This window comes from Lentimicrobium saccharophilum (genome assembly GCF_001192835.1).
Lineage (GTDB): Bacteria > Bacteroidota > Bacteroidia > Bacteroidales > Lentimicrobiaceae > Lentimicrobium > Lentimicrobium saccharophilum.
In genome coordinates, this window is sequence record NZ_DF968182.1 from 2,847,620 (window position 1) to 2,870,533 (window position 22,914).

Below are 22,914 nucleotides of genomic sequence, written 5' to 3' on the forward strand. Positions count from 1 at the left end.
CTGAATGAAGTTAAGACGAGTTGTAGTAACCGGACTAGGTGCACTTACTCCATTAGGCAATACTGTTCCAGCATACTGGGATGGCTTGGTTAATGGAGTAAGCGGCGCTGACCGTATCACGCGGTTCGATGCAGGCAGGTTCAAGACGCAGTTTGCATGCGAAGTCAAGAACTTCGATCCCCTGAATTATTTCGACAGGAAAGAAGTTCGCAAGTACGATCCCTATGCCCAGTACGGTATGGTCAGCTCTGACGAGGCAGTTGCCGATGCAGGACTGATACCCGAAAAACTCGACCTCAACCGTATTGGTGTAATCTGGGCCTCCGGAATCGGCGGGCTGGTTACCTTCCTTGAGGAAGTCAGCGCTTACGCCACCGGCGATGGAACACCCAGGTTCAACCCGTTCTTTATCCCGAAAATGATTGCCGATATCACGGCAGGACATATCTCCATCAAACATGGCTTCAAAGGCCCCAACTTCGCTACGGTTTCGGCCTGTGCATCGTCGGCCAACGCCATTGTGGACGCATTCAGTTACATCAAGTGGGGAAAGGCCGATATGTTTGTCTGCGGCGGATCGGAAGCCGCGGTAAATGCGCCCGGTGTCGGCGGTTTCAATGCCATGCACGCCATCTCCACAAGAAATGATGATCCCAAAACCGGTTCCCGTCCGTTTGACAAGGACCGCGACGGCTTTGTGATCGGAGAAGGCGCCGGAGCCCTGATCCTCGAAGAACTGGATCATGCCCTGGCCAGGGGAGCTAAAATCTACGCCGAAGTGGCCGGTAGCGGTCTTACCGCCGATGCCTATCACATGACAGGCCCCCATCCCGAAGGCGACGGCGCCATGCGCGCCATGAAAGCCGCGCTGGAAGAAGCCGGACTCAGCCCCGCCGATGTTGACCATATCAATACGCACGGCACCTCCACCCCCCTGGGTGATATTGCCGAAGCTAAAGCCATTGTTACGCTCTTCGGCGAACATGCGCCCAAAATCAACATCAACAGTACCAAATCAATGACAGGCCACCTGCTGGGAGCCGCCGGAGCCATTGAAGCCATCGCCACCATACTGGCCGTTCAGAACAACATCATTCCCCCGACCATCAACCACTTTACCGATGATCCGGAAATCGATCCCACACTGAACTTTACCTTTGGAAAGGCTGTAAACAGAACCGTCAATGTCGCCATCAGCAACACTTTCGGTTTTGGCGGACACAATGCCTCCATCCTGATCAAGAAATTTGTAAAATAAGCTGTGTTCCTCCTGAAATTAAAACCACCGCGGTTTTACTTTTCCGCTGAAAAACACTTTTTTGAAGCAATAAAAAATATTTTCGGGTATTATCCCGGAAATATTTTTTTATACAAACTTGCTTTCCGCCATAAATCCCAGGCCGAAGAACTTCACAACGGGATCAGGGTCAGCAACGAAAGACTCGAATTCCTGGGCGATACCGTGCTCAGCACAGTGGTGGCCGATTACCTCTTCAGGATGTTTCCTTACAAAGATGAAGGTTTTCTTACTGAGATGCGCTCCAAGATCGTGAGCCGCGCCCAGCTCAACAAACTTTCGCTCCGCCTCGGACTTGATCAGCTGATCATCCATACCCAGGAAAAAAACAATGTGTACCGCTCCATCAGGGGCGATGCCTTCGAAGCCATTGTGGGTGCCATGTACCTGGACAAAGGCTACGGGTTTACCCGGAAAGTTCTGATAAACAGGGTAATTAAAACCCATTTTGACCTGAACGAGCTGATCAATACCGACCTGAACTTTAAAAGCCGGCTGATAGAGTGGGCGCAAAAAGACAAGAAACAGGTCGAATTCAATGTGATACAGGAGGTAGGATCAGGCTACAACAAGCAATACATTGTCGAGGTTACGGTCGATCAGGAGGTTGCCGGCTCGGGCCGCGACTTTTCCATTAAAGGCGCCGAACAAAATGCCGCCATGAAGGCCATCGAATATTTCGGAATCAACGGCAACGGGAAGCATTAAACTTCCAATACAAATCAACCTTCACTTTTTACCGGTCACGCCTTCGTCCGGGAATGAATAATTAAACAATTTAATGATTTGAAAATATGAGAATTTTATATCCCGATAACGATCTGGGCCAAAATCCAAAATCTTCCCGGTAACAGAATCCATTTAATCCTGTCAATCCTATCTTTCCGTGCTGAAATTTAGCTTATCAGGGAGTCTGAGGTTAAGGTTAAGGTTGAGGTTGAGGTTGAGGTTGAGCTTCGGCTGGTCTCGGCTTCGCTCGACCACCGTCGCTCAGCAACCAAGGTTGGGGCGGGAATTTTAAGATAGCAGTTATTCCTGAAATTACGTCCGGTATCAGAATCCTGTTAATCCTGTTAATCCTGTCTTTCTGTGCTGAAGTTTAGCTTATTAAGGTTTAAACGTCTTTTATACACCTAACAGGTTAGAAGAAAACCTGTCAGGTGAATCCTTGTCCCTTTCTTCCTCACTCTTCCTCTCTCTTCCTCTCCTCCTTCAGCGTCCCTCGTCCCTCCTTCAGCGCCCCTCGTCCCTCCTTCAAGCGTCCCTCGTCCCTCCTTCAAGCGTCCCTCGTCCCTCCTTCAGCGTCCCTCGCCCCTCCTTCAGGCATAGTCTGTAACCACGTCGAAACCATTTGATATAACAAGCATTTAGCTGATTACCTCATACACCATTACGGGCTTCTGCTTGTTTTTAAGTGTGATTTCGCCGATTTGCAGGCATTTGAAAGAATGCTTTATTCTTTGATACGCTTCATCGCAAATTACGATCTGCCCTTGTCTGGCTGCCGATTGCAGTCTTTGCGCGGTATTTACCACATCACCGATTACCGTATAATCGAGCCGGCGTAAACTGGCAGAGCCGATATTGCCCGATATTACTTCTCCACTATTAATACCAATTGAAACATTTGGTTTGTAGCTGACATTTTCTGAAAAAACAGGCAGCTTTTCAATTTCACTGCGGACTGCCAGGCAGGCATCAATCGCCCGGTCCAGGTGATAATCGCCGCGAAAAACAGCCATAATCGCATCGCCGATAAACTTATCAATATAACCTTCCTGGTTGATGATTTCCTTTACCATCACATCAAAATAGCTGTTGAGCAACTTCACGACATTACCGGGAATTTCGTTTTCGCTGATCGAAGTAAACCCGCAGATATCAATAAAAGCAATGCTCGCCTCGAGCGTTTCACTGACCATTACCGATGTTTCATACTCCCTGCTGTTCATAAAATGCAATACCGTTTCGTCAACGTACATTTTGAGGATATTGTTTTCCTTAACTGCTTTCAATGTTTGGCGCAGCTGCCTTACATGAGAGAGGGTCTTTTCGATGGTAAGTTCAAGGTCATAAAAATCAACCGGCTTGGTAACAAAGTCGAAGGCACCGCGGTTCATGGCCATGCGGATGTTTTCCATATCGCCGTAAGCTGAAACAATCACAGCCTTAAGCAACACGTGCTGATCGTTGAGCTTCGACAGCAAGGTAAGACCATCCATTTCGGGCATGTTGATGTCGCTGAGCACAATTTCCACATCGGGGTGCTGCTCCAGCTGCTCAAGGGCATGACGGCCATTGCCGGCAAACACGAAATCGTACTCCCCTTCCCTTATTTTCTTACGGAATTTCTGCCTGATCAGCATCTCAAGATCCGGCTCATCGTCAACCACCAATATCTTAGCCATCACAACATTTTTTTATTTTCTCTTTAAGCGCTACAAAATCCACCGGTTTCGAAATAAAGTCATCGGCCCCCAGCTCCATGGCTTTTGTGTAATTTTCCTGATCCCCGTAAGCTGAAATCATCATCACCATTGGCGGGGGATCATGATGTTTGGCTTTGATGCGGCTGAGCAACTCCAGCCCGCTCATGCCCGGCATGTTGATATCGGATAGGATAAGCACCGCTTCATGCACGTATTTTTCGAGGCAAATCAGTGCTTCCTCACCCGAAAAGGCAAACTCAAGCAGTATTTCACCTGATCTGATTTCCTTGCGGAACCGCTGTTCAAACAACGGCTGTATGTCTTTTTCGTCATCAACGACCAATATCTTAATCATTTTGTTCATGTTGGAATAAAAATGGTAAATGTGGTTCCCCTTCCCTCCGCTGTCGCTACTTTAAGCTCTCCGCCATGGCCTTTGGTAACGATGTCGAAACTCATGCTAAGCCCCAGACCGGTACCCTGCCCTGTTGGCTTTGTTGTAAAAAACGGCTGGAAAATTTTATCTTTAATGCTGTCAGGAATACCATCGCCGTTATCGGTTACGTTCACCTCTACACCGTTTAAAATCTTTCTGGTTTGTAGTTTTACAACAGGTTTGTAACCGGGTTGATCCAGTTTTCGCTTTTCATTTACAGCATAAAAGGCATTGGTAATCAGATTTAAAATTACCCTGCCGATATCCTGCGGAATAAAACTGATCAGACCAATTTCAGGATCATAATCCGTTTCCATGGCAGCATTGAATGATTTGTCTTTGGCCCTTAAGCCATGATAAGCCAGACGGAAATATTCATCGGCAAGTGCATTGAGATTTGCGGGCTCCTTTGTTCCGGCACTGCTGCGGCTGTGCTGAAGCATTCCCTTTATAATAGAATCAGCCCGTTTACCGTGATGATTAATTTTATCGAGGTTTGCCTGTACATCTTTCAGCATGCCGGATGCCTGCTCCTGATTGCCATTCGTAAGCTCAGCCTGAATTTCTCCGATCAGTTCTTTGCTGACCTCAGAAAAATTATTGACAAAATTGAGCGGATTTTGTATTTCATGGGCTATGCCGGCTGCCAGTTCGCCCAATGATGCCATTTTTTCACTGTGAATAAGTTGTGCCTGCGTGGATTTAAGTTCGTCATAAGCCTTTTCAATTTCCCTGGCCTGCATAAGTTCCAGATTCACAGCCCTCTGCCGCTCCCGGGCAATCAGGCGTTTGCGCTGAAACCGGTCAACGGCAAAAATTCCCGCCGCCAGTAACAAAAAGTAAAACAGGTATGCCCACCATGAACGGTAAAACGGCGGAAGAATTTCGAACTTATAAAGTGCCGGTCCGCTCCATTCACCTTCAGGACTCAAGGCCTTCACTTTAAAGGTATATGAACCCGGCGGAATATTTCCAAAGCTTGCCGTGGATTTGCCGGTTACCGGATTCCATGTTTCATCGTATCCTTCAAGCATATACTGATACTTAACCATAAAAGGCCGGGCAGTTTCGAGGCTGTTGAAGTCAAAACTGATGTTGTTGAATTTGAAGGGTAACACCAGATTTTCAGGTATTCCACTGAAGGGTCTTATACCATCAAAACCAATGTCACTATATTTTTTTACCAGCGTATCACGTTCTTCATCGGTAAGCAACCGGCCAAAAACGCGGAGCTCATCAGCCAGAAAAGCGTGTACGGCATACTTTTCCCGGTTTCTGACGGAGTCATCCATGCCGGCATAAAGCAATGTATTCCAGCTAAAATGCTCATGATTCACTTTAACACTCTGAATCCGGGTTTTCGGCGGTCCGGTACTCTTGATCACGCTGGAATAGTCAAACCGCACAAGCTTATCACCCGTACCTGCCCATATAATTCCTTTACTGTCGAGGAACATAGAGAAATTATTGCTGATGTCGCGGATGGGATAGCCGGTTTTCTGGTTGAAATACTCAATCCCGTTTCCGGCAATATTTATTCCCTGGGGGCCAATGCCTCCTTTCAACACGGTAAAACCATTGCTGGTACCTATAAAAATATTGCCATCTTTATCTTCTATAATTCCATAAACCACATCGTTGGCCAAGCCTTCACTGGTTGTAAATTGCTCGAAAACAGTTCCTTCAACCTGAGCCGGACTACCTGAAGTAAGTTGTTCGGCCGTGTTTTTCCGGATAATTGAAACACCGCCGCCCCAACTGCCTATCAGGATATTACCATTCTTATCCTCAGTAACATACGAAAGCTTATTATCCCTGAGCCCCTGTGCTTTTGTAAAATTGATAAAAGTTTTTCCATTGAACACGCTCAGGCCACCGCGGGTAGCCATCCACATATTTCCCTTTTTATCTTCATAAAAGTACCACACGGTATTGTGCAACAATCCCTGTTCTGTGGTAAAGTTCCGGAAAGTTGAGCCGTCAAATACACTGAATCCTTTTTCATAGGTTCCGATCCATAACCTTCCTTTGCTGTCTTCCTGCAGACTAACCACATTATCGTCAATCAAACCCTGATCCACAGTATAATTAACGATTGTTTCACCATCGAAACTACTCAGGCCGCGATCGGCACTGAACCACAACCTTCCGGTTTTATCCCTGATGATCGCAAACGGATAATTCTCAGGGAAACCCTGGGAGGAGTTATACCGTAAAAAATACTTCTTCTTTTCCCTTTGGTTATTGACATTAAAACTGAAGACACCATTACCGGCGCACAACCACAGATTTCCATCATCATCCTCGCTCACCGCGAGGATGGCTTCCAGCAGGAAGTCATCCTCACCGCCTATACCGGTTACACTGGAGCCATCATACCTGCTGAGCCCGCCGCCTAAAGTGCCGAACCACAGGCGGCCTGCATGATCCTGGGTGATGCTGTAGACCTTGTTATGAGCCAGCCCTTGTTTTACAGTATAATTCACAAAAACGGAATCTTCCTCCCTGTACTCTGAGAGGCCGGTTTTGGTGCCGAACCAAACATTACCCTGACGATCAACCAGGCTGCTTTTTATTTCATTGTTTATCAATCCGTCGCTGGTTGTATAACGAATAAAATCTTCGTTTCCCTTTACAAGCCCGGACGGCTCAACCTTCACCACCCCTTTATCAGTGCCTATCCAGAGGAATCCGCTTTTATCTTCAACAATGGTAAAGACTTTAACACCTCCTTTCAATAAGGGGTAATTAACAAAGGCTTTTTCTCCTGCGGCCGCTGACTCCGGATTGTAAAGCGCTATACCATAATCCGTTGCAAGCCAGAGTTTGCCCTTGCTGTCTATAAATAAATCTCCGACGAAGCTACCCGGCAAACCATCCTTTTCATTGTAATTGATAAACCTGCTTCCTGCATGATCAATATCCTGTTTAAGCAACTTTGTAACGCCCTTTGTAGAAGAAAACCAGAGATTGCCATCACTGTCGGCAAGAATCCCGTTGATATCATTGTCGATGAGCCCGTGCTCCATGGTAAAATTCTGAAATCCCATCCCGTCGTATTTGCTCAGGCCGCCATAAGTTCCGAACCAGATATTTCCGGACTCATCTTCATGAATACAATTGACAAGGTTATGGATCAAACCATGGTTAGAGGTGTAGTTGGTAAAGGCCTGACCGTCATATTTGCTCAGGCCGTTGCCTGAGGTGCCAAACCAGAGGTTCCCGGCGGAGTCCTCAAACCCGCACAAAATACTGCTCATCGCCAAACCATGCTCGGTATTGAATTCGGGCATATTTATGAAAAAATCAAAGGGCCGGGCTTCCGGGGCCTGCCTGGATGAAAGGCGGATCTTAACTGGCGCAGGTTGCGAATCCAGACTGTAAACCAATGGCTTACCGGCTTCAACCACAACAGGAACCTCAGCAGAATTCCCCTGGCGGAAGGGACCCGGTACGGCTTTCTTCACCTCACGTTTACAGGAAAGAAGTATCGTGATCAGAAAAATGATCAGAAACAGATTGCCGGTGATTCGAAAGTTATACAACTTCTGATTTATCAGGTTTGGTTTACAGCCATCGGAAGCCGCACAATAAATTCAGCACCTCCATCATTCAGTCCGTGTATCAGCAATTCGCCTCCATGCACTTTGGTCACAATATCATAACTTAAGCTCAAACCCAGTCCGGTGCCCTGCCCGGTTGGCTTTGTTGTAAAAAAAGGCTGGAAGACCTTGTCTTTAATTGCATCCGGAATCCCGTCGCCATTGTCTGATACCCTGATTTCAACGGCGTTCTCCTTCCTTTTTGTAACAAGGGAAACCTTAGGTTCGTATTCTTCACCGTTATCCCTTGATTTTTTAGTTTTCTCAGCAACGGCATACAGGGCGTTATTGATCAGGTTGAGCATTACCCTTCCCATATCCTGGGGGACAACATCCACTTCCCCGACAGCAGGGTCGTATTCGGTTATAATATTAACATTGAAGCTGTTATCCCTTGCCCGCATCCCATGATAGGCCAGCCGCAGGTATTCATCCGAAAGGTTGTTGATGTCGGTGGGCAGCTTATCTCCGGTGCTGGTCCGGCTGTGTTGAAGCATCCCCTTTACAATGCCATCAGCTCTTTTACCATGATGGGTAATCTTTTTCAGGTTTTCATGAACATCATTCAAGAGTTCGTTTGCACCTTCATAATTACCCAGGGCTAATTCATCCCTGATCTCTGCAATCAATTCATTACTTAACTCGGAGAAATTGTTGACAAAATTCAGCGGGTTTTGAATTTCGTGGGCAATGCCTGCAGTCAGTTCACCCAAAGAAGCCATTTTCTCTGATTGAATCAATTGCGACTGGGTATCCTTCAGCCTTTTCAACGCATCCTCAATCCTGGTTTTTTGTTGCCTGAGCTGGGCATTGGCCCTTTGTTTCCCGCGGTAACCAATTAAAGCGCCAATGATAATGATAAAGGATAGAAACAGACCACTTCCAAGGCCGATCATCCGGGTGCGGTAAATCTCATCTTTGGCTCTCTGAAGCACCCTGGCAGCCTGTTCCTTTTTCTCAAATTCATAATTCATGGTAAGCTCGGTAGCCCTGCGGATGTTTTCCCTGCTGTTTATGGAGTCGGAGATTACCGTATATTTTTTGTACAACTCAAGCGCCCTGGCCGTGTAACCAATCTGTTCGTAGCACGCTGACAACTCCCTGTAAAGACTTCCGTTTTCCTCTATAAAAAGATCGGCATCCGCCAGCGAAGCCATCGCCTTTTCATAGTAAGGAATGGCCTCATTCCATTTTTGCTGCGATTTCAAAACAAACCCTATGCTTGAATATGCCTGCTGGGTAATCATGGGCTGATTAACTGAATCGGCGAGCGCAATGGCGCTTTTTGATAACTGCAGGGCTTCACCGGATACGCTCTGATTTGCTTTTGCCAAAGCCGCTTTTGACAAACTTGCCGCCTGAATGCCCTTGTCGCCCATTCTTCTTCCAAGTTTTACAGCTTCTATAGCATTATCGTACGCCTTTTGCCATTGCTCAATTTCGAGGAACATGCTCGAAAGATTGGTATAAGCATACAATTCAACATTGGTCAGTTGCTGCCGTTTCGCCAGATCAATAGATTTAAGAAAATAACTTTCAGCACGCGGATTGTCACCCATATTCTGATAGGTATTGGCCATGTTCACCAAAGTGTACGCCTGACTCGAAATATTCCCGTCCTCCTCCTGAATTCTGAGCGCTTTCTGCTGATATAACAAAGCCATAGAATAGTTTGACTGCTGCTGAAAAGCAATGGCAAGGTTAGAAGCGCTTTGTGCTGTGCGTTCCCGGTTTCCGATTTTCTCATAAAGCGGAATGGCCTTTTCGTAAAAGTATATGGAGGAGTCATACCTGCTTTGCATACCATAATACAAACCAGCCGTAGAATAGTAGTTGGCGAAACTTCCCGAATCCCCGGTTTGTTCAACATATTGCCTTAAACCAGAAAGCTGTTGGAGCGCGGCCGCCGAATTTCCCGAATAGGTATAGGTGTGGACCAGCTTAAGCATCGCCTCTTCCTGACCAAGTCCGTAGTTTATCTGCCTCGACGCATCTAAAATTTTTAAATTAAAGCTAATCGCGGAGTCAAGGTTGATAATGGCCAGCAGGTCAGACTTTTCAAGCATATGCCTGATGCGCAGTTTTTTATCAGCTTCATTACGGATAAGCCGGTCAAGACTGTCAAGCTTCGCATTTTGCGACTGTGTCAGATAACTGCTGAAAATCATCAGCACAATTATTGTAATGGATTTCAGCACAGTTTTCATTTTGTTGGAATGAATAATTATTGATGAACCCGGGATTTCATCACCCGGACCTGTATTTCAATCATTCAGGTCTATATTGCTTTGTCAGTGCTTGAAACCATAATCTTCAGGGCAATGACTCATTTCACAGAATCAAACAAAGAAGTCCCTTTAAATAACGGAAGGCTGACGCAAATACACTTATGCAGATAGTTAAATATAAACCTGTGTCATGGGCTATTGTTCATATTTGCATGGCTTTAAAGAAATTGTCCTGTTTATAGATGAGCCGAAGTTCACCGGCTTAAACCGCCTGTCATTTCTTTCATTCCTGAAAACTTTAGTTGTCCGGCAAATTTCCTCTGCGAATAATTATCTTTGCATGAAACCACTGCCATGGCCAGAAAGAAACTGATCAGCGAACCCCTGTCCTACCCTGATCTGGGGATAATAGGTATCAGCAGCCAGCTGAAGGATTACCGGCTGGCCTACCACATTAACCTCACCGCTGCCCTTTCCCTTACAAGGCTCGACGATCTTCCCGTTTACCAGGAAAAAGAAGGGACCCTGCCCGAATTTCCGCTCTTCGCGTATTATGAATGCAACCGCCGGCTCCATTTTTACCTGATCGGTAACAGCAACCACACCGCCAAACTGGTCCCCGCTTACCGTCAGGCGGATTACTTCCTGTTGACCAAAGGGCCTTTCGACCCGGAACACCTGGACTCCCTGCTCCGGACCATCCGTAAAATAGAAGGCGTGCAACTGGCCTTTAACGTGGAGGGTGCAAAAGTGAAAAACCTCGAAGGCATAATGACCGACCTGGAGCTGCACCTGGTTGGGAAGGGAGTCTGATTAATTAGTTGATGTGAGAATTTGAAAATCAGGGTTTAAACGTCATTTAAACACCTGACAGGTTGGAAGAAAACCTGTTAGGTGGATTCTGGTGCCGGTTCGGCACAGTCTGTAACTACCCAGGAATAGCACTTTACCAAAATCAGAACCGGAGCGAAGCGGAATTCACCGAAGGTAAATCCGAAATCCGAAATCCGAAATCGAAAATCCCCGTTAGGCCTAGTCTGTGACTACGTCGAAGCAGCCTCTTCCAGGTAAAAAAATTTTTTGCCAAAAACTTGACTTTCTATGTTATATTTTTCTAACTTTGTGTTAGATTTAAATAACACATATCATGAAAAGATCTTACCTTCTGTTCCTGGTTGCCGGTCTGGTAACCGTATCGGTCGCATACTGGCTCTTCAGCCTTTCGGAACCTATGGGAACAACTGACTCCATTCATTTCTTCGTGATCGGGCTGCTCGTGGTCTTCGCGCTTTTTATCGGGTTTAAACGTCTTGTCAGCGAAAAGCGGGGTGAACCGACAGAGGATGAACTCAGCAAACAGATCCTCAGGAAAGCTGCTGCATTGTCATATTTTATCTCACTTTACGTCTGGGTAATCCTTCTTTTTCTGAAGGACAGGCTGACAATGGATACAGAACAGCTGATCGGAACCGGGATACTTGGAATGGGCGTGGTTTTTGCCTTATCGTGGCTGATTATCAATTTCAGGGGAATCAGGCATGAATAACCGTATAAAAGAGCTCAGGGCACGTTTTGACCTGACACAGGATGAATTGGCTAAAAAAGTGAATGTACGAAGAGAAACCATTGTATTCCTGGAAAAGAACAAATACAACCCGTCACTGAAACTGGCTTATGATATTGCCAGGGTATTTGAAGTTACCATTGAGGAGGTATTTCTGTTTAATGAAGACCATTCAGATTAGCCGCATTAAAAGAAATGTCGTAAAATTTGGTACTGAGAATTTGCCTTTCTGGTTAAAAATCAGTAACTTTATGTTTTAGTTTCGGTGGAAAACTATTCCCGCTTCCTCCCGTTTTACTTCCATTCATTTCATCCTTTCCACTGAAGCGGTAAAATCTGTTTCTGGTATTTACAGTGTCTGTCCTGATTCTTAATATGAGACATCCACACTGATTTATTGAATGGTAAAGTATTACTCTTTCCCGTTTTTTGAAAGAAACCTGTCCGCAAACAACCTGAAAACCGGAAAATGTCTGATATCAGGATCAGTCTCAATTCTGGCATAAGGATATGCTTACCCGCTGATTGCAGAAATTTTCGTTTCAAACCAACCAGCGGAGGTTTGAAAATAAAGTTTTGTTTCTGATAAGAATACGGCGCCATGAAAAAGAAAACTTTAACAATGATGACTTTGGCGATTGGTTTGAATTGCAATATTTCTGCACAACCCTTCCTTCAACTTCTGCCACGAACCTTCTATGATGAAAAGGTTATCCTTACCGATGAGGATTGGGCAGGCTTTTACCGGACATCACAATACGATAAAATAGGCCCGAGTCTTATGCTGCTGATTCCCTTGGGAGACAGTATGATCGGGTTTTGCGCCAGTGAGGATTCCCGATACATAAGATTGCTTGAAGGAAAGAAACAGGCAAACAGCATTTCTTACAAATATTGGCAGATTGACCTTCAGGGTAAAAAAGATCCTGAAGTTGGTCATGGTATTATGGTAATGAAGGATGATGATGTCCGGAAAGACGTATATTGTAAACACGGTGATGCAAAAGGTCTGAGTGAGCAGAAAGGCTGCTTTTCTGCAGGTAAAAAACTGCCCATCAGTTTTAGCGACAATTATCATTTCAATATTGATGATTGGCTGAATATTTTCAGGCTGAACGAAAAACCATCTACAGACAAAAAAAGTAAGAAGGCAGTTTTTGCCAATATGCATTATAACGACAAAGGCATATATGGAGATTACACCTTCGAATACACTTACTCTTACTCGAGTGCAACAACATATTCAGGTCTTGGACTATCCCGGATAAAAACCACCAGAGTTACCATACCTAAAAGTATGGTTCAAATAATGGGATTACCCTATGGTGATCATTTTGGTTACATCCTTATTCATGGTGATGGCTCAGAGATCGGTGCCGGAATTCTATCCTTAAACAGCGATAAACAAACTTTTGAGCAAGAGGAGGTTTGGGGTAAAATTAAAAAACTCGGAAAAAATTAATTCAGACTCTGATTCAGGATTATCAATGCATTTTTTCATGCGAAAATGCCTGGCATATCTTTTAGTTATAGTTAAAAGGCTTGTCTTGTTTTGAACTGTTCGGTGCAGTCTGTGACTACGTCGAAATAACACTTTACCTAAATCCGAAATCTTCCCGGAATCAGAATCCTTTTTAAACCTGCAAATCCTGTTAATCCTGTTAATCCTGTCTTTCAGAAAAACAACGACCCGGCTGGCGTGGACGTCCCGTCTTTGTGTGAAGTTTAACTTATCAAGGTTTAAACGTCTTTATAACACCTAACAGGTTGGAAGAAAACCTGTTAGGTGTATTTTGGTGCCGGTTTGGCGTTGTCTGTAACTACCCAGGAACAGCACTTTACCAAAATCCGAACCGGAGCGAAGCGGAGTTCACCGAAGGTAAATCCGAAATCTGAAATCTCTCGTTATCCGGCTATCGCCGTCTCCCGAGACAAGCGAAATCCGAAATCGAAAATCCAAAATCCGCAATCACATATTCCTCCTGTACTGCCCTCCAACCCTGAACAACTCCTGCGTGATCTGTCCGAGCGAGCAATATTTTGTAGCTTCCATCAGGGCTTCAAACACGTTGCCGTTTTTAGCTGCCGTGTGATGCAGGTACTTCAGGGCCTGTGCCGCTTCAGGCTGCCAGGTCTTGTGCAGCTGTTTGAGCATCGACACCTGATAATCCTTTTCTTCCGGAGTTGAACGGATTACCTCTGCCGGAATAGTGGTGGGCGAGCCTTCCGACGAAAGAAAGGTATTCACCCCCATAATCGGCAGCTTGCCGTCGTGCTTCAGTTTCTCGTAATAGAGCGATTCTTCCTGAATGCGGCTGCGCTGGTACATGGTTTCCATCGCGCCAAGCACCCCGCCACGTTCCGTAAGCCGGTCGAATTCCATCAGTACCGCTTCCTCCACCAGATCGGTTAACTCCTCGATGATGAAGGAGCCCTGCAGCGGATTCTGGTTCTTCGCCAGTCCCAGTTCATGATTGATAATCAGCTGAATGGCCATGGCCCTGCGCACCGATTCTTCGGTGGGCGTGGTGATGGCCTCGTCGTAAGCGTTGGTATGCAGCGAATTACAGTTGTCGTAGATGGCATAAAGGGCCTGAAGCGTGGTCCGGATATCGTTGAAGGCGATCTCCTGCGCGTGCAGCGAGCGACCCGAAGTCTGAATATGATACTTCAGCATCTGGGAGCGTTCGTTGGCGCCGTATTTCAGCTTCATGGCCTTGGCCCAGATCAGCCGGGCCACCCTTCCCATCACCGCATATTCGGGATCTATGCCGTTGGAAAAGAAAAACGAGAAGTTAGGTGCAAAGTCATCGATCTTCATCCCGCGCGAAAGGTAATACTCCACATAGGTAAACCCGTTAGCCAGGGTAAGCGCCAGCTGGGTTACCGGATTGGCGCCCGCTTCGGCAATATGGTATCCCGAAATTGACACGGAATAGAAATTCCTTACGTTATTCCGGATAAAGTAATCCTGCACATCTCCCATCACCTTGAGTGAAAAATCGGTAGAGAAAATACAGGTATTCTGGGCCTGGTCCTCTTTCAGGATATCGGCCTGCACGGTACCCCTGACTTTTGAGATGGTACCGGTTTTTATTTTCTGGTAAACCTCCGCCGGTAATACCTGATCGCCGGTCACCCCCAGCAGCATCAGGCCGAGCCCGTCGTTACCCGCCGGCAACGCTCCCTGATAAACAGGGCGTTCCGTGCCCCTTGCCTTATAAATTGCCGCAATCTTCTTTTCAACCTCTGCTTCGAGTCCGTGCTGCCTGATATACAACTCGCACTGCTGATCGATGGCCGCATTCATAAAAAATCCCACCAGGGCCGGAGCCGGTCCGTTGATGGTCATGCTTACCGAAGTGGCGGCATCCAGCAGGTTAAAACCCGAATAGAGCTTTTTGGCGTCGTCGAGACATGCCACCGAAACACCGGCGTTCCCGATTTTCCCGTAAATATCGGGCCTCACGTCGGGATCGGCACCGTAAAGTGTAACCGAATCGAAAGCCGTGGACAGCCTGCGCGCCGGCATTCCTGCCGATACGTAATGAAACCGCTTATTGGTGCGCTCCGGTCCGCCTTCACCGGCAAACATGCGGGTAGGATCTTCGTTTTCGCGTTTGAAGGGATAAACCCCGGAGGCATACGGAAATTCCCCCGGAACATTCTCGCGCAGGTTCCATTTCAGGATATCGCCCCAACTGTGATAGCGCGGCATGGAAATTTTCGGCACCCTGGTATGCGAAAGAGATTCCGTAAAGGTCTGTACCTTAATTTCTTTCCCCCTCACACTATAGCTGTATTCCGGATCGCTGAACCTCTTTCTCTTCTCTTCCCACGATCCGATAACCGCCAGATGGTCTTCACCCAGCGATTTCCGGAGTGCCTCCATCCGCCGAAGGATGGTTTCCGGAACGTCCTGCGATTCCTTTTTCAGCAGACTACCGGCTTGTTCCAGCGATTGCAGCTCGACAGCTTCTTTTGCCAGCCTTTCCGTAAACGCGTTGTAATTCCTGACGGTATCGCTGATCTCCGAAAGGTAACGCACCCTGGAAGGCGGAATGATGGCAACAGTGCCCTGTTCCTCTCCGGCACCAATTTCAAACGTTTTAAAATCCTTGCCGGCTTTGGCATTCATCAGCGAAATCAGATGATTGAACAGTCTGTTTACGCCCGCATCGTTAAACTGTGAAGCCCGGGTGGCAAATACCGGCAGCGAATCAGGCTCATCGTCCCAGCGCTTGTGGTTGCGGATGAACTGCTTTTTAACATCCCGCAAGGCATCAGCGGCTCCGCGCTTGTCCGATTTGTTGATGGCGATGACATCGGCAAAATCGAGCATGTCGATCTTCTCGAGCTGGGAGGCGGCTCCGTATTCCGGCGTCATCACATACAGGGAGAGATCGGCATAATCCACGATCTCTGTATCGCTCTGGCCGATGCCAGAACTTTCGAGTATCACCAGATCAAAACCTGCGTTCTTTACAATGCAGACGGCATCGCTGATGTATTTCGACAAGGCCAGGTTGGCCTGACGTGTGGCCATGCTGCGCATGAAAACCTGGGGCGAATTGATCGCATTCATGCGGATGCGGTCGCCCAGCAGCGCTCCTCCGCTCTTGCGACGGGTAGGATCAACGGAGAGGATTGCCAGCTTCTTTCCGGGATTGGCCAGCAGAAACCGTCGTACCAGCTCATCCACCAGCGACGATTTCCCGGCGCCGCCCGTACCGGTAACGCCAAGCACGGGGCTCGACAGGGTACTGCATGTATTCCGCAGTTCCCGGGTAATCTCTTTTGCCTTGTCGGGATGGTTTTCCGCGGCGCTGATAAGGGACGCGATGGCACGCACATTCCCGGAGCGTATAACATCCGCACTGATGCCGTTAAAATTTCCGGCTTCAAAATCAGCCTTACGGAGCAGGTCGTTGATCATCCCCTGCAAACCCATTTTGCGACCATCGTCGGGCGAATAGATCCTGGCGATACCGTATTTGTGAAGTTCTTCAGCTTCCTGGGGAAGTATAACACCGCCGCCACCGCCGAAAATCCGGATGTGACCGCAACCCGCCTCCTGCAGCAAGTCATACATGTATTTGAAATACTCCATATGCCCGCCCTGGTAGGATGTAATGGCAATGGCCTGCACATCCTCCTGAATGGAACACTGCACCACTTCCTGAACGCTACGGTCGTGGCCCAGGTGGATGACTTCCGCCCCCGACGACTGAAGGATTCTGCGCATCACGTTGATGGCCGCATCGTGTCCGTCGAACAATGAAGCAGCCGTTACTATCCGGATATGGTTCTTGGGTTTGTACGCTTTGTTTTCCTGCATGGGTAGTTGTTAAGGCAGGGAGTATCACCCCCTGAATAAGAGTATGTTATAAAATTTCTCGCCTGTTGATGACCATAATCCCCGGCTTTCATTCACAAAAAGCGAAAAACCCGGCATGCCGTGCAGTAACGAAAATGCATGAACGTCTGTATCGCAATCGTTTGCACTAACAATCGGAAAGGCTTTTTGGTTCGAAAAAAATCAGACACCTTCATGGGCTTTTTCAATCAAATTTTACGATACCTCTGCATTTTTCGTAAAAAACCCTTACGTTTGTGATAATATTCATAATCAAGCCCAATTTTACATCCATGAGAAAAACCATTACGCTTTCGGTTATTTTACTGTTAATATGTGCCTTTGGCTTCGCCCAGCAGGAAAAATACCTGCAGGTCAGCATTGATGTTAATCCTGACGACATTCCCGCCATTGCCCGCCTGGGCATCGCCATGGATGCCGGTTTTTACAGCAAAAAGAAAAACACCTTCACCACCGCCCTGACAGAAAGCGAATTCCGCAAAGTTCAGGAGCTGGGCCTTGCCTGTACGGTTGAAATTGATGATCTGGAAACCTTTTACATCAACCGGAATGCAGGAATTGACCCCCGGGAAGTCAGAAACCAGGCCCTCCGTGCGCCTTCAGATTACCCTGTACCTTTCAATTTTGAGTTGGGAAGCTGCGGCGGATTCAGCACTATGGACGAATGCTATGAGCACCTCGATAATATGTTTTATCTTTTCCCGGATCTGATTACGGAAAAGCAAGCTGTTTCAACACTTACAACCATTGAGGGCCGGCCTGTTTACTACGTTAAAATTTCCGATAATCCCAACGAGGCAGAGAATGAACCTCAGGTACTTTATACCGGAATGCACCATGCCCGCGAACCGATAGGCATGCAGCACCTGCTGTACTATATGTATTACCTCCTCGAAAATTATGAAACCAACAACGAGGTTAAAACCCTGGTTGACAATACCGAGATGTTTTTCATCCCCATTGTAAATCCTGACGGATACCAGCGCAACATCACCACCAATCCGAACGGGGGCGGTATGTGGCGTAAAAACAGAAGAGTGACCGGAGGCGGGTATGTCGGGGTTGACCTCAACCGCAACTATGGATGGGGCTGGGGATATGATGATGAAGGCTCTTCCCCTTATCCCTCGCAGGAAACCTACCGGGGTTCCGCCCCCTTCTCTGAGCCGGAAACTCAGATCATCAAAGAGTTCTGCGAATCACATGACTTTAAGATCGCCCTGAATTACCACTCTTACAGCAACCTGCTGCTTTATGCATGGGGCTACATCCCTGAATTAACGCCCGATGAAAGCGCATTTGCCGAGTACTCAAGAAGAATGACCGTGGACAACAACTATACTTATGGTCCCGGCAATACAACCATCTATCCCTCAAACGGAGGTTCCGATGACTGGATGTACGGCGAACAAACCACAAAAAATAAAATACTCGCCTACACCCCTGAAGTGGGAAGCCAGGGTGACGGATTCTGGCCGGCAGTGAACCGGATTATTCCCCTCTGCCAGGAAAATATGATACAAAGCCTGCTGGCAGCGAAATTCTCGGGTCCTTACGGCGAAATTGACGACATCACCCCCATGATCATTGCGGATAAGGTGTCCTGGATCGTTTTCGACGTTAAACGACTCGGGCAAACCAGTGCAGATTACACGGTTTCCATTGAGCCCCTCGGAGATGAGTTCCTGACTGTCGGTGAACCGGTAACCATCAGCAATCTGGCCGTTCTTCAGTCCAAAACCGATTCCATATCCTTCGAGCTCAGCGATAAAGTTGTCAATGGCGACACGCTAAGGTATGTGCTTACCCTCGATAATGGTCTTTATATTACCCGCGATACCATTGAAAAATACTACGGCATTCCCGTAGTCGTGTTTTACGATGAGTTTCCCGATTTGGATAAATGGAACGGGCAGTGGGGGCTATACAGCAGTTTCCCCTATTCCGCCCCCTATTCAATTGCCGATTCTCCTGCGGGATTATATGCTAACAATGCGAATACAACTTTTACAACCGTCAATGATATTGACCTGACCAATGCATCGGTAGCCATCCTTAACTTTTATGCACGCTGGAGAATTGAGGCCGGATACGATTATGTTCAGTTGAAAATCTCAACGGATGAAGGAGCCACCTGGGAACCGCTCTCAGGGAAATATACCCGCACGGGTTCAAGCTATCAGGCAACCGGACAGCCGGTTTACGACGGCATTCAGAATCCCTGGGTACGCGAAGAAATCAACCTGAGTGAATACGCCGGTGAATCGGTACGCTTCAGGTTTAACCTGCGCAGTGATGCCAATACCATTGCCGATGGCTTCTTCTTTGACAACTTCGGGATTACCATCATTGATATTACTACCAACACAGGACAGATACCGGCCCCGGCCACAAACTGCCTTTCAGGCCCCTGGCCCAATCCTGCAGATGAGGAGGCCACTTTTAAGGTAAATATTCCTGACCATTCAGGCAACGCCTCCCTGATTGTAGTGGATGCCCGTGGCAGTATCATCCGGCAACAGGCTTTGGCCGGATCAGATAAGGAGATAAAACTTAATACTTCGGGACTTGCTTCCGGTATCTATTTCTGTAAACTGGTTCAGGATAATCAGGTGCTTGGGGTGCAAAAACTGATCAGGTAATTCCTTTTTTAAGCTATTTCAATTACTTAGCCCGGCGAAACCGGGCTTTGTTTGTTTTGTCCATCTTCTCACAGGCATATTGGAAAATCAGCCGTGGCGCGGTGTTTTTCCACTTCAGCAGGAAGGCTTCCGTTACCCCGGCATTTACTTTCCATGCTTCGCGCAGGAACCAGCCCATGCCCTGATGTACTTCCCGTTCAGGATCAAGCATCAGCGGCTCAAGAAAAGTGAAAAGTTCCTCATAAGTAACCCCGGTCTTTAATAGTTTTATGAATGTCACCGGCACGCAGCGTCGCTGAAATTTAAAGGGCGATGTAACCCATCCCCTGAAATCCTCTTTGCCCATCAAATCCTGCTTCATCAGTTCGGGCAGGAAAAACATCCCCAAGTAATCGGCATGAGCCCAGTTGCGGATACCGGTTTCAAACAGTTTTTCAATCCGCTTTATATCTGCTTTCTGCAGTTTATCCTTTACCAGGGATAAAAGAATCAGTACAAAGGAAGTTTCTTCGTATTTGCCGCTTTTCATCAGCAAAGGGGCTGTGTCAAAAACCAGATCAACCGTAAGATTTCCGGCTTTCTTCAGCTCGGCCTTCTTCGCGTCCATCTGCGCCTGGCTGAGGCCCCACGCATCATACACCCCCTCTTTGAAGTAGCGGGAATATTTTATAACAAGTTCAGGATTTGCATGTTCAATGCAATAACTTTTCAGTTCCTGGAAAAGGGCTTCTGCTTTCATAAAATCAGTTTTGATCAGATAAACCGGACACCTGTTCAGAAATCATTGTTGTCCGGGGAAATTATTATAATTTGACCGGAATGCTTTATAGGTGTTGGTTTCAGAAGATTGCAACAGCATACAATTTACCTTTAATTATTTCGCCACTAAGCGATGCACTGAGCTTGCCGAAGTGGCACGAAGGTACCAAGTTTCACAAATTTATTTTTCTCATTTAGTGATACTTAGTGTCTTTGTGGCAAATTCTTTCTTCATTTTATCCGGACAAGGCTGTTCAAAAATACCATTATCCCGATAAATATGTACACAGAAAGCAAACAATTCGCGAATTATTTAACTTTGCTAATCACAACGTTTTAAACCTATCTTTTTGAATTTCCGGTTTTTGAAAAAGTCAGGCGGCATTTTTAGGTTCGCTGTATTCACCATATTGTGGATCATGCCTGTATGCGACAAACTGACTGCCGGTCCTGCCGACAGCCTGAAGATGCTTGCCGCTGCCGCCTCTGCAGATACTACAGCAATCAGGTTACTGGCCGAAACCGGAGATTATTATGCCAGGCTTGACCAGCACGACTCGGCGCTATACTACTACAACAGAGCGCTATCACGTGTTGGCCCTGAGAATGAAAGCCGTTTTGCCCCCGTTATTTATTATAAGCTGAACCGGTTGTTTTATAAAAGCGGGAACTATGATATTTCGCTTGAATATCTGTTCAAAGTTCTGCTACACTATGATATAATCCGCTCTTCAGCGCATGATACGGCTAAAATTGAAATTCAGACAGCCCTGGCATATGGTGATATTGGATTGTCATATTTCTCTATGGAGAATTATATAAAATCAAAGGAATACTTTGAAAAGGGATATACAATCATTAAAAAACTCAGTCAAAGCGCACAAAAAAATGATGCTTCTGAGAATATGTTTGTTTTTGTGCTGAATCTGGGATCGGTTCACGTTGCACTCGAGGAGTTTGGAAAGGCAAGGGAATATTTTGAAGTGGCGCTCGGGCTGAACAAACAGTTAGGGAAAATTGCATACGATGCCGTGCTATATAATAACCTGGGGATCATTTTCAAGGAAGAGAAAAATTATCAAAAGGCTTACGAATATTATCTTAAATCTGCTGATATCCGGGAAACAATCAATGATACAGCCGGGCTGGCCCAGGTGAACAACAATCTGGGAAACCTTGAATTTATGCGTGGCAATTACAAAATTGCCATTGACTTTTTGCAGAAAGCGTTGAATTTCAGCAGGAAATCAAAGAACCTGAAATCCGAAATGCTCTCTGCTGATTTTCTGTCGCGAACCTATGAGAAAACCAGAGAATTTGACAAGGCTCTGGAAATGCATAAACTTTTCAAGCAGCTGCACGACAGTATCCTTGATAGCGAAAAACTGCATCAGACTGCACGCCTTGAGTTACAGTACCAGTATGAGAAACTGCGTAAGGAGACTGAGTTGCAACAGGAAATAGAGCTGACAAAAAAAGAACGGAAATCACTGATCTATCTGATCATAGCCGGCATATTCCTTTTCACCGTTGTGATTCTTTACCTGATAAACCGTAACCAGCGGATAAAAATGAAACAGGTAAAACTGGTCAAAGAAAGCCTGGAGCTGGAGCAGAAAAACCTGACACTGGAAAAACAAAACCTGTTGCTGGAAAAACAAAACCTGGAACTGGAACTGGAATACCGCAATAAAGAACTGGCTACACACGTAATGTACCTGGTGAATAAAAATGAATTTCTTGCATCCATTACTGAAAAGCTGCTGGCAATCAGGCATATGTTGCTCCCGGAAAACAAAACGGTAGTGCAGGAAATCATCCGTGAAATGAAATCAAACATAGACAATACCGTATGGAATGAATTCGAAATCAGGTTCCAGAATGTGCATCAGGATTTTTATCAGAAGCTGGGTGAAAAGTATCCCGACCTCACTCCGAATGAAATAAAACTATGCGCCTTCCTCAGGCTAAATATGACCACCAAGGATATTTCCTCCATTACATTCCAGTCACTGAAAAGCATTCAGGTAGCCCGCGCCAGACTCAGAAAAAAACTGGGCATCACCAGGGATGAGAATCTTGTAAGCATACTGCAGCAACTCGGATAACTTTCAGAATGATTTTACACGTTATAGTTTAAATCCCTGTCACCTGACCCTTAATTTTTCAGTAATCCCCACCCTTTCATTGTACAATGAAATGCCAGGACTCTGGCAATATGCCCATTCTATATAATTGCTTTTCAGTGGTTTTCGCAATTTGTAGCATTATTGTTCCCATGCTTTTTCCCCATGTAGTTTTTTTGTTGGCTATTATAATTAGGTGCATCGGAAATTGTCACCGAGTTTTGCCGGTGAAGATTTTACCCGTCATGAAAGAAGATAAAAAGCCAGCAGCCGACCAGATTGAAAAGGAGATGAAACAATTGATTAAAAAGCTGAATAACGAAAATGCAGCTTTAGGAAAAATCCTTTTAAAAATGGGAGAGAAGAGGGAGGACAGGGAGAAACCTCCCGGAAGTAAGCGGAAGAAAAAAACGGATAACCAACTTGGAAATCAACATTCAACCGAATAAAAAAT

General features: G+C 46.4%; 15 protein-coding genes. 9 read left to right on the forward strand and 6 right to left on the reverse strand.

What is annotated here, in order from left to right:
- The first annotated feature begins 4 nt into the window (after positions 1-4).
- The gene (gene fabF, locus TBC1_RS11000) at positions 5-1,258 is read left to right on the forward strand and encodes a beta-ketoacyl-ACP synthase II (RefSeq protein WP_062042150.1); all 1,254 of its coding nucleotides are present in this window, start codon (positions 5-7) and stop codon (positions 1,256-1,258) included.
- 3 nt (positions 1,259-1,261) lie between these two features.
- Positions 1,262-2,005 (forward strand): ribonuclease III, encoded by a 744-nt coding sequence (rnc, locus tag TBC1_RS11005; protein WP_201781656.1) that lies wholly within the window; start codon positions 1,262-1,264, stop codon positions 2,003-2,005.
- Positions 2,006-2,664: 659 nt separating this feature from the next.
- Here the strand turns inward: rnc and TBC1_RS11010 are convergent.
- Genes TBC1_RS11010 through TBC1_RS11025 form a run of 4 tightly spaced genes read right to left on the reverse strand, consistent with a single transcriptional unit; the run spans position 2,665 to position 9,971 of the window.
- A complete protein-coding gene (locus TBC1_RS11010; protein WP_172668878.1) occupies positions 2,665-3,705 on the reverse strand; it encodes an adenylate/guanylate cyclase domain-containing protein in 1,041 nt (346 codons plus the stop codon).
- Complete coding sequence (locus tag TBC1_RS11015; protein ID WP_201781657.1) at positions 3,698-4,081, reverse strand: response regulator; 384 nt, start codon at positions 4,079-4,081, stop codon at positions 3,698-3,700. Before TBC1_RS11015 ends, TBC1_RS11010 begins: the two co-directional genes overlap by 8 nt.
- A 5-nt stretch (positions 4,082-4,086) precedes the next feature.
- Complete coding sequence (locus TBC1_RS11020) at positions 4,087-7,707, reverse strand: sensor histidine kinase (protein ID WP_062042156.1); 3,621 nt, start codon at positions 7,705-7,707, stop codon at positions 4,087-4,089.
- An 11-nt stretch (positions 7,708-7,718) separates the two neighbouring features.
- Positions 7,719-9,971 (reverse strand): tetratricopeptide repeat protein, encoded by a 2,253-nt coding sequence (locus tag TBC1_RS11025; protein WP_062042159.1) that lies wholly within the window; start codon positions 9,969-9,971, stop codon positions 7,719-7,721.
- A gap of 375 nt (positions 9,972-10,346) precedes the next feature.
- On the opposite strand from TBC1_RS11025, the gene TBC1_RS11030 reads away from it, so the two are divergent.
- From TBC1_RS11030 to TBC1_RS11050, 4 genes are all read left to right on the forward strand, one after another.
- On the forward strand, positions 10,347-10,805 hold the full coding sequence (locus TBC1_RS11030) for an IPExxxVDY family protein (RefSeq protein ID WP_062042162.1): 459 nt from the start codon (positions 10,347-10,349) through the stop codon (positions 10,803-10,805).
- 334 nt (positions 10,806-11,139) lie between these two features.
- Positions 11,140-11,538, forward strand: coding sequence for a hypothetical protein (locus TBC1_RS11035; RefSeq protein WP_062042165.1), 399 nt, complete (start codon positions 11,140-11,142; stop codon positions 11,536-11,538).
- Positions 11,531-11,737: a helix-turn-helix transcriptional regulator gene (locus TBC1_RS11040; protein ID WP_062042168.1), complete on the forward strand. Its 207-nt coding sequence runs from the start codon at positions 11,531-11,533 to the stop codon at positions 11,735-11,737. The genes TBC1_RS11035 and TBC1_RS11040 overlap by 8 nt, the downstream gene beginning before the upstream one ends.
- A gap of 420 nt (positions 11,738-12,157) precedes the next feature.
- Positions 12,158-13,018 (forward strand): hypothetical protein, encoded by an 861-nt coding sequence (locus TBC1_RS11050; protein WP_062042174.1) that lies wholly within the window; start codon positions 12,158-12,160, stop codon positions 13,016-13,018.
- Between the two features lie 507 nt (positions 13,019-13,525).
- On the opposite strand, the gene TBC1_RS11055 is transcribed toward TBC1_RS11050, so the two are convergent.
- On the reverse strand, positions 13,526-16,894 hold the full coding sequence (locus TBC1_RS11055) for a methylmalonyl-CoA mutase family protein (RefSeq protein ID WP_062042177.1): 3,369 nt from the start codon (positions 16,892-16,894) through the stop codon (positions 13,526-13,528).
- 311 nt (positions 16,895-17,205) lie between these two features.
- On the opposite strand from TBC1_RS11055, the gene TBC1_RS11060 reads away from it, so the two are divergent.
- Complete coding sequence (locus TBC1_RS11060; RefSeq protein ID WP_062042180.1) at positions 17,206-19,575, forward strand: M14 family zinc carboxypeptidase; 2,370 nt, start codon at positions 17,206-17,208, stop codon at positions 19,573-19,575.
- 22 nt (positions 19,576-19,597) lie between these two features.
- Here TBC1_RS11060 and TBC1_RS11065 read toward each other — a convergent pair whose 3' ends face one another.
- Positions 19,598-20,314, reverse strand: coding sequence for a DNA alkylation repair protein (locus tag TBC1_RS11065; protein WP_062042183.1), 717 nt, complete (start codon positions 20,312-20,314; stop codon positions 19,598-19,600).
- Between the two features lie 385 nt (positions 20,315-20,699).
- Between TBC1_RS11065 and TBC1_RS11070 the strand changes: the two genes are divergently transcribed.
- Together TBC1_RS11070 and TBC1_RS11075 are read left to right on the forward strand one after the other, a co-directional pair.
- Entirely contained in the window at positions 20,700-22,442 is a 1,743-nt protein-coding gene (locus tag TBC1_RS11070) for a tetratricopeptide repeat protein (protein WP_137305601.1), read from the forward strand.
- A gap of 263 nt (positions 22,443-22,705) precedes the next feature.
- On the forward strand, positions 22,706-22,909 hold the full coding sequence (locus tag TBC1_RS11075; protein WP_062042189.1) for a hypothetical protein: 204 nt from the start codon (positions 22,706-22,708) through the stop codon (positions 22,907-22,909).
- The last annotated feature ends 5 nt before the right edge of the window (positions 22,910-22,914 follow it).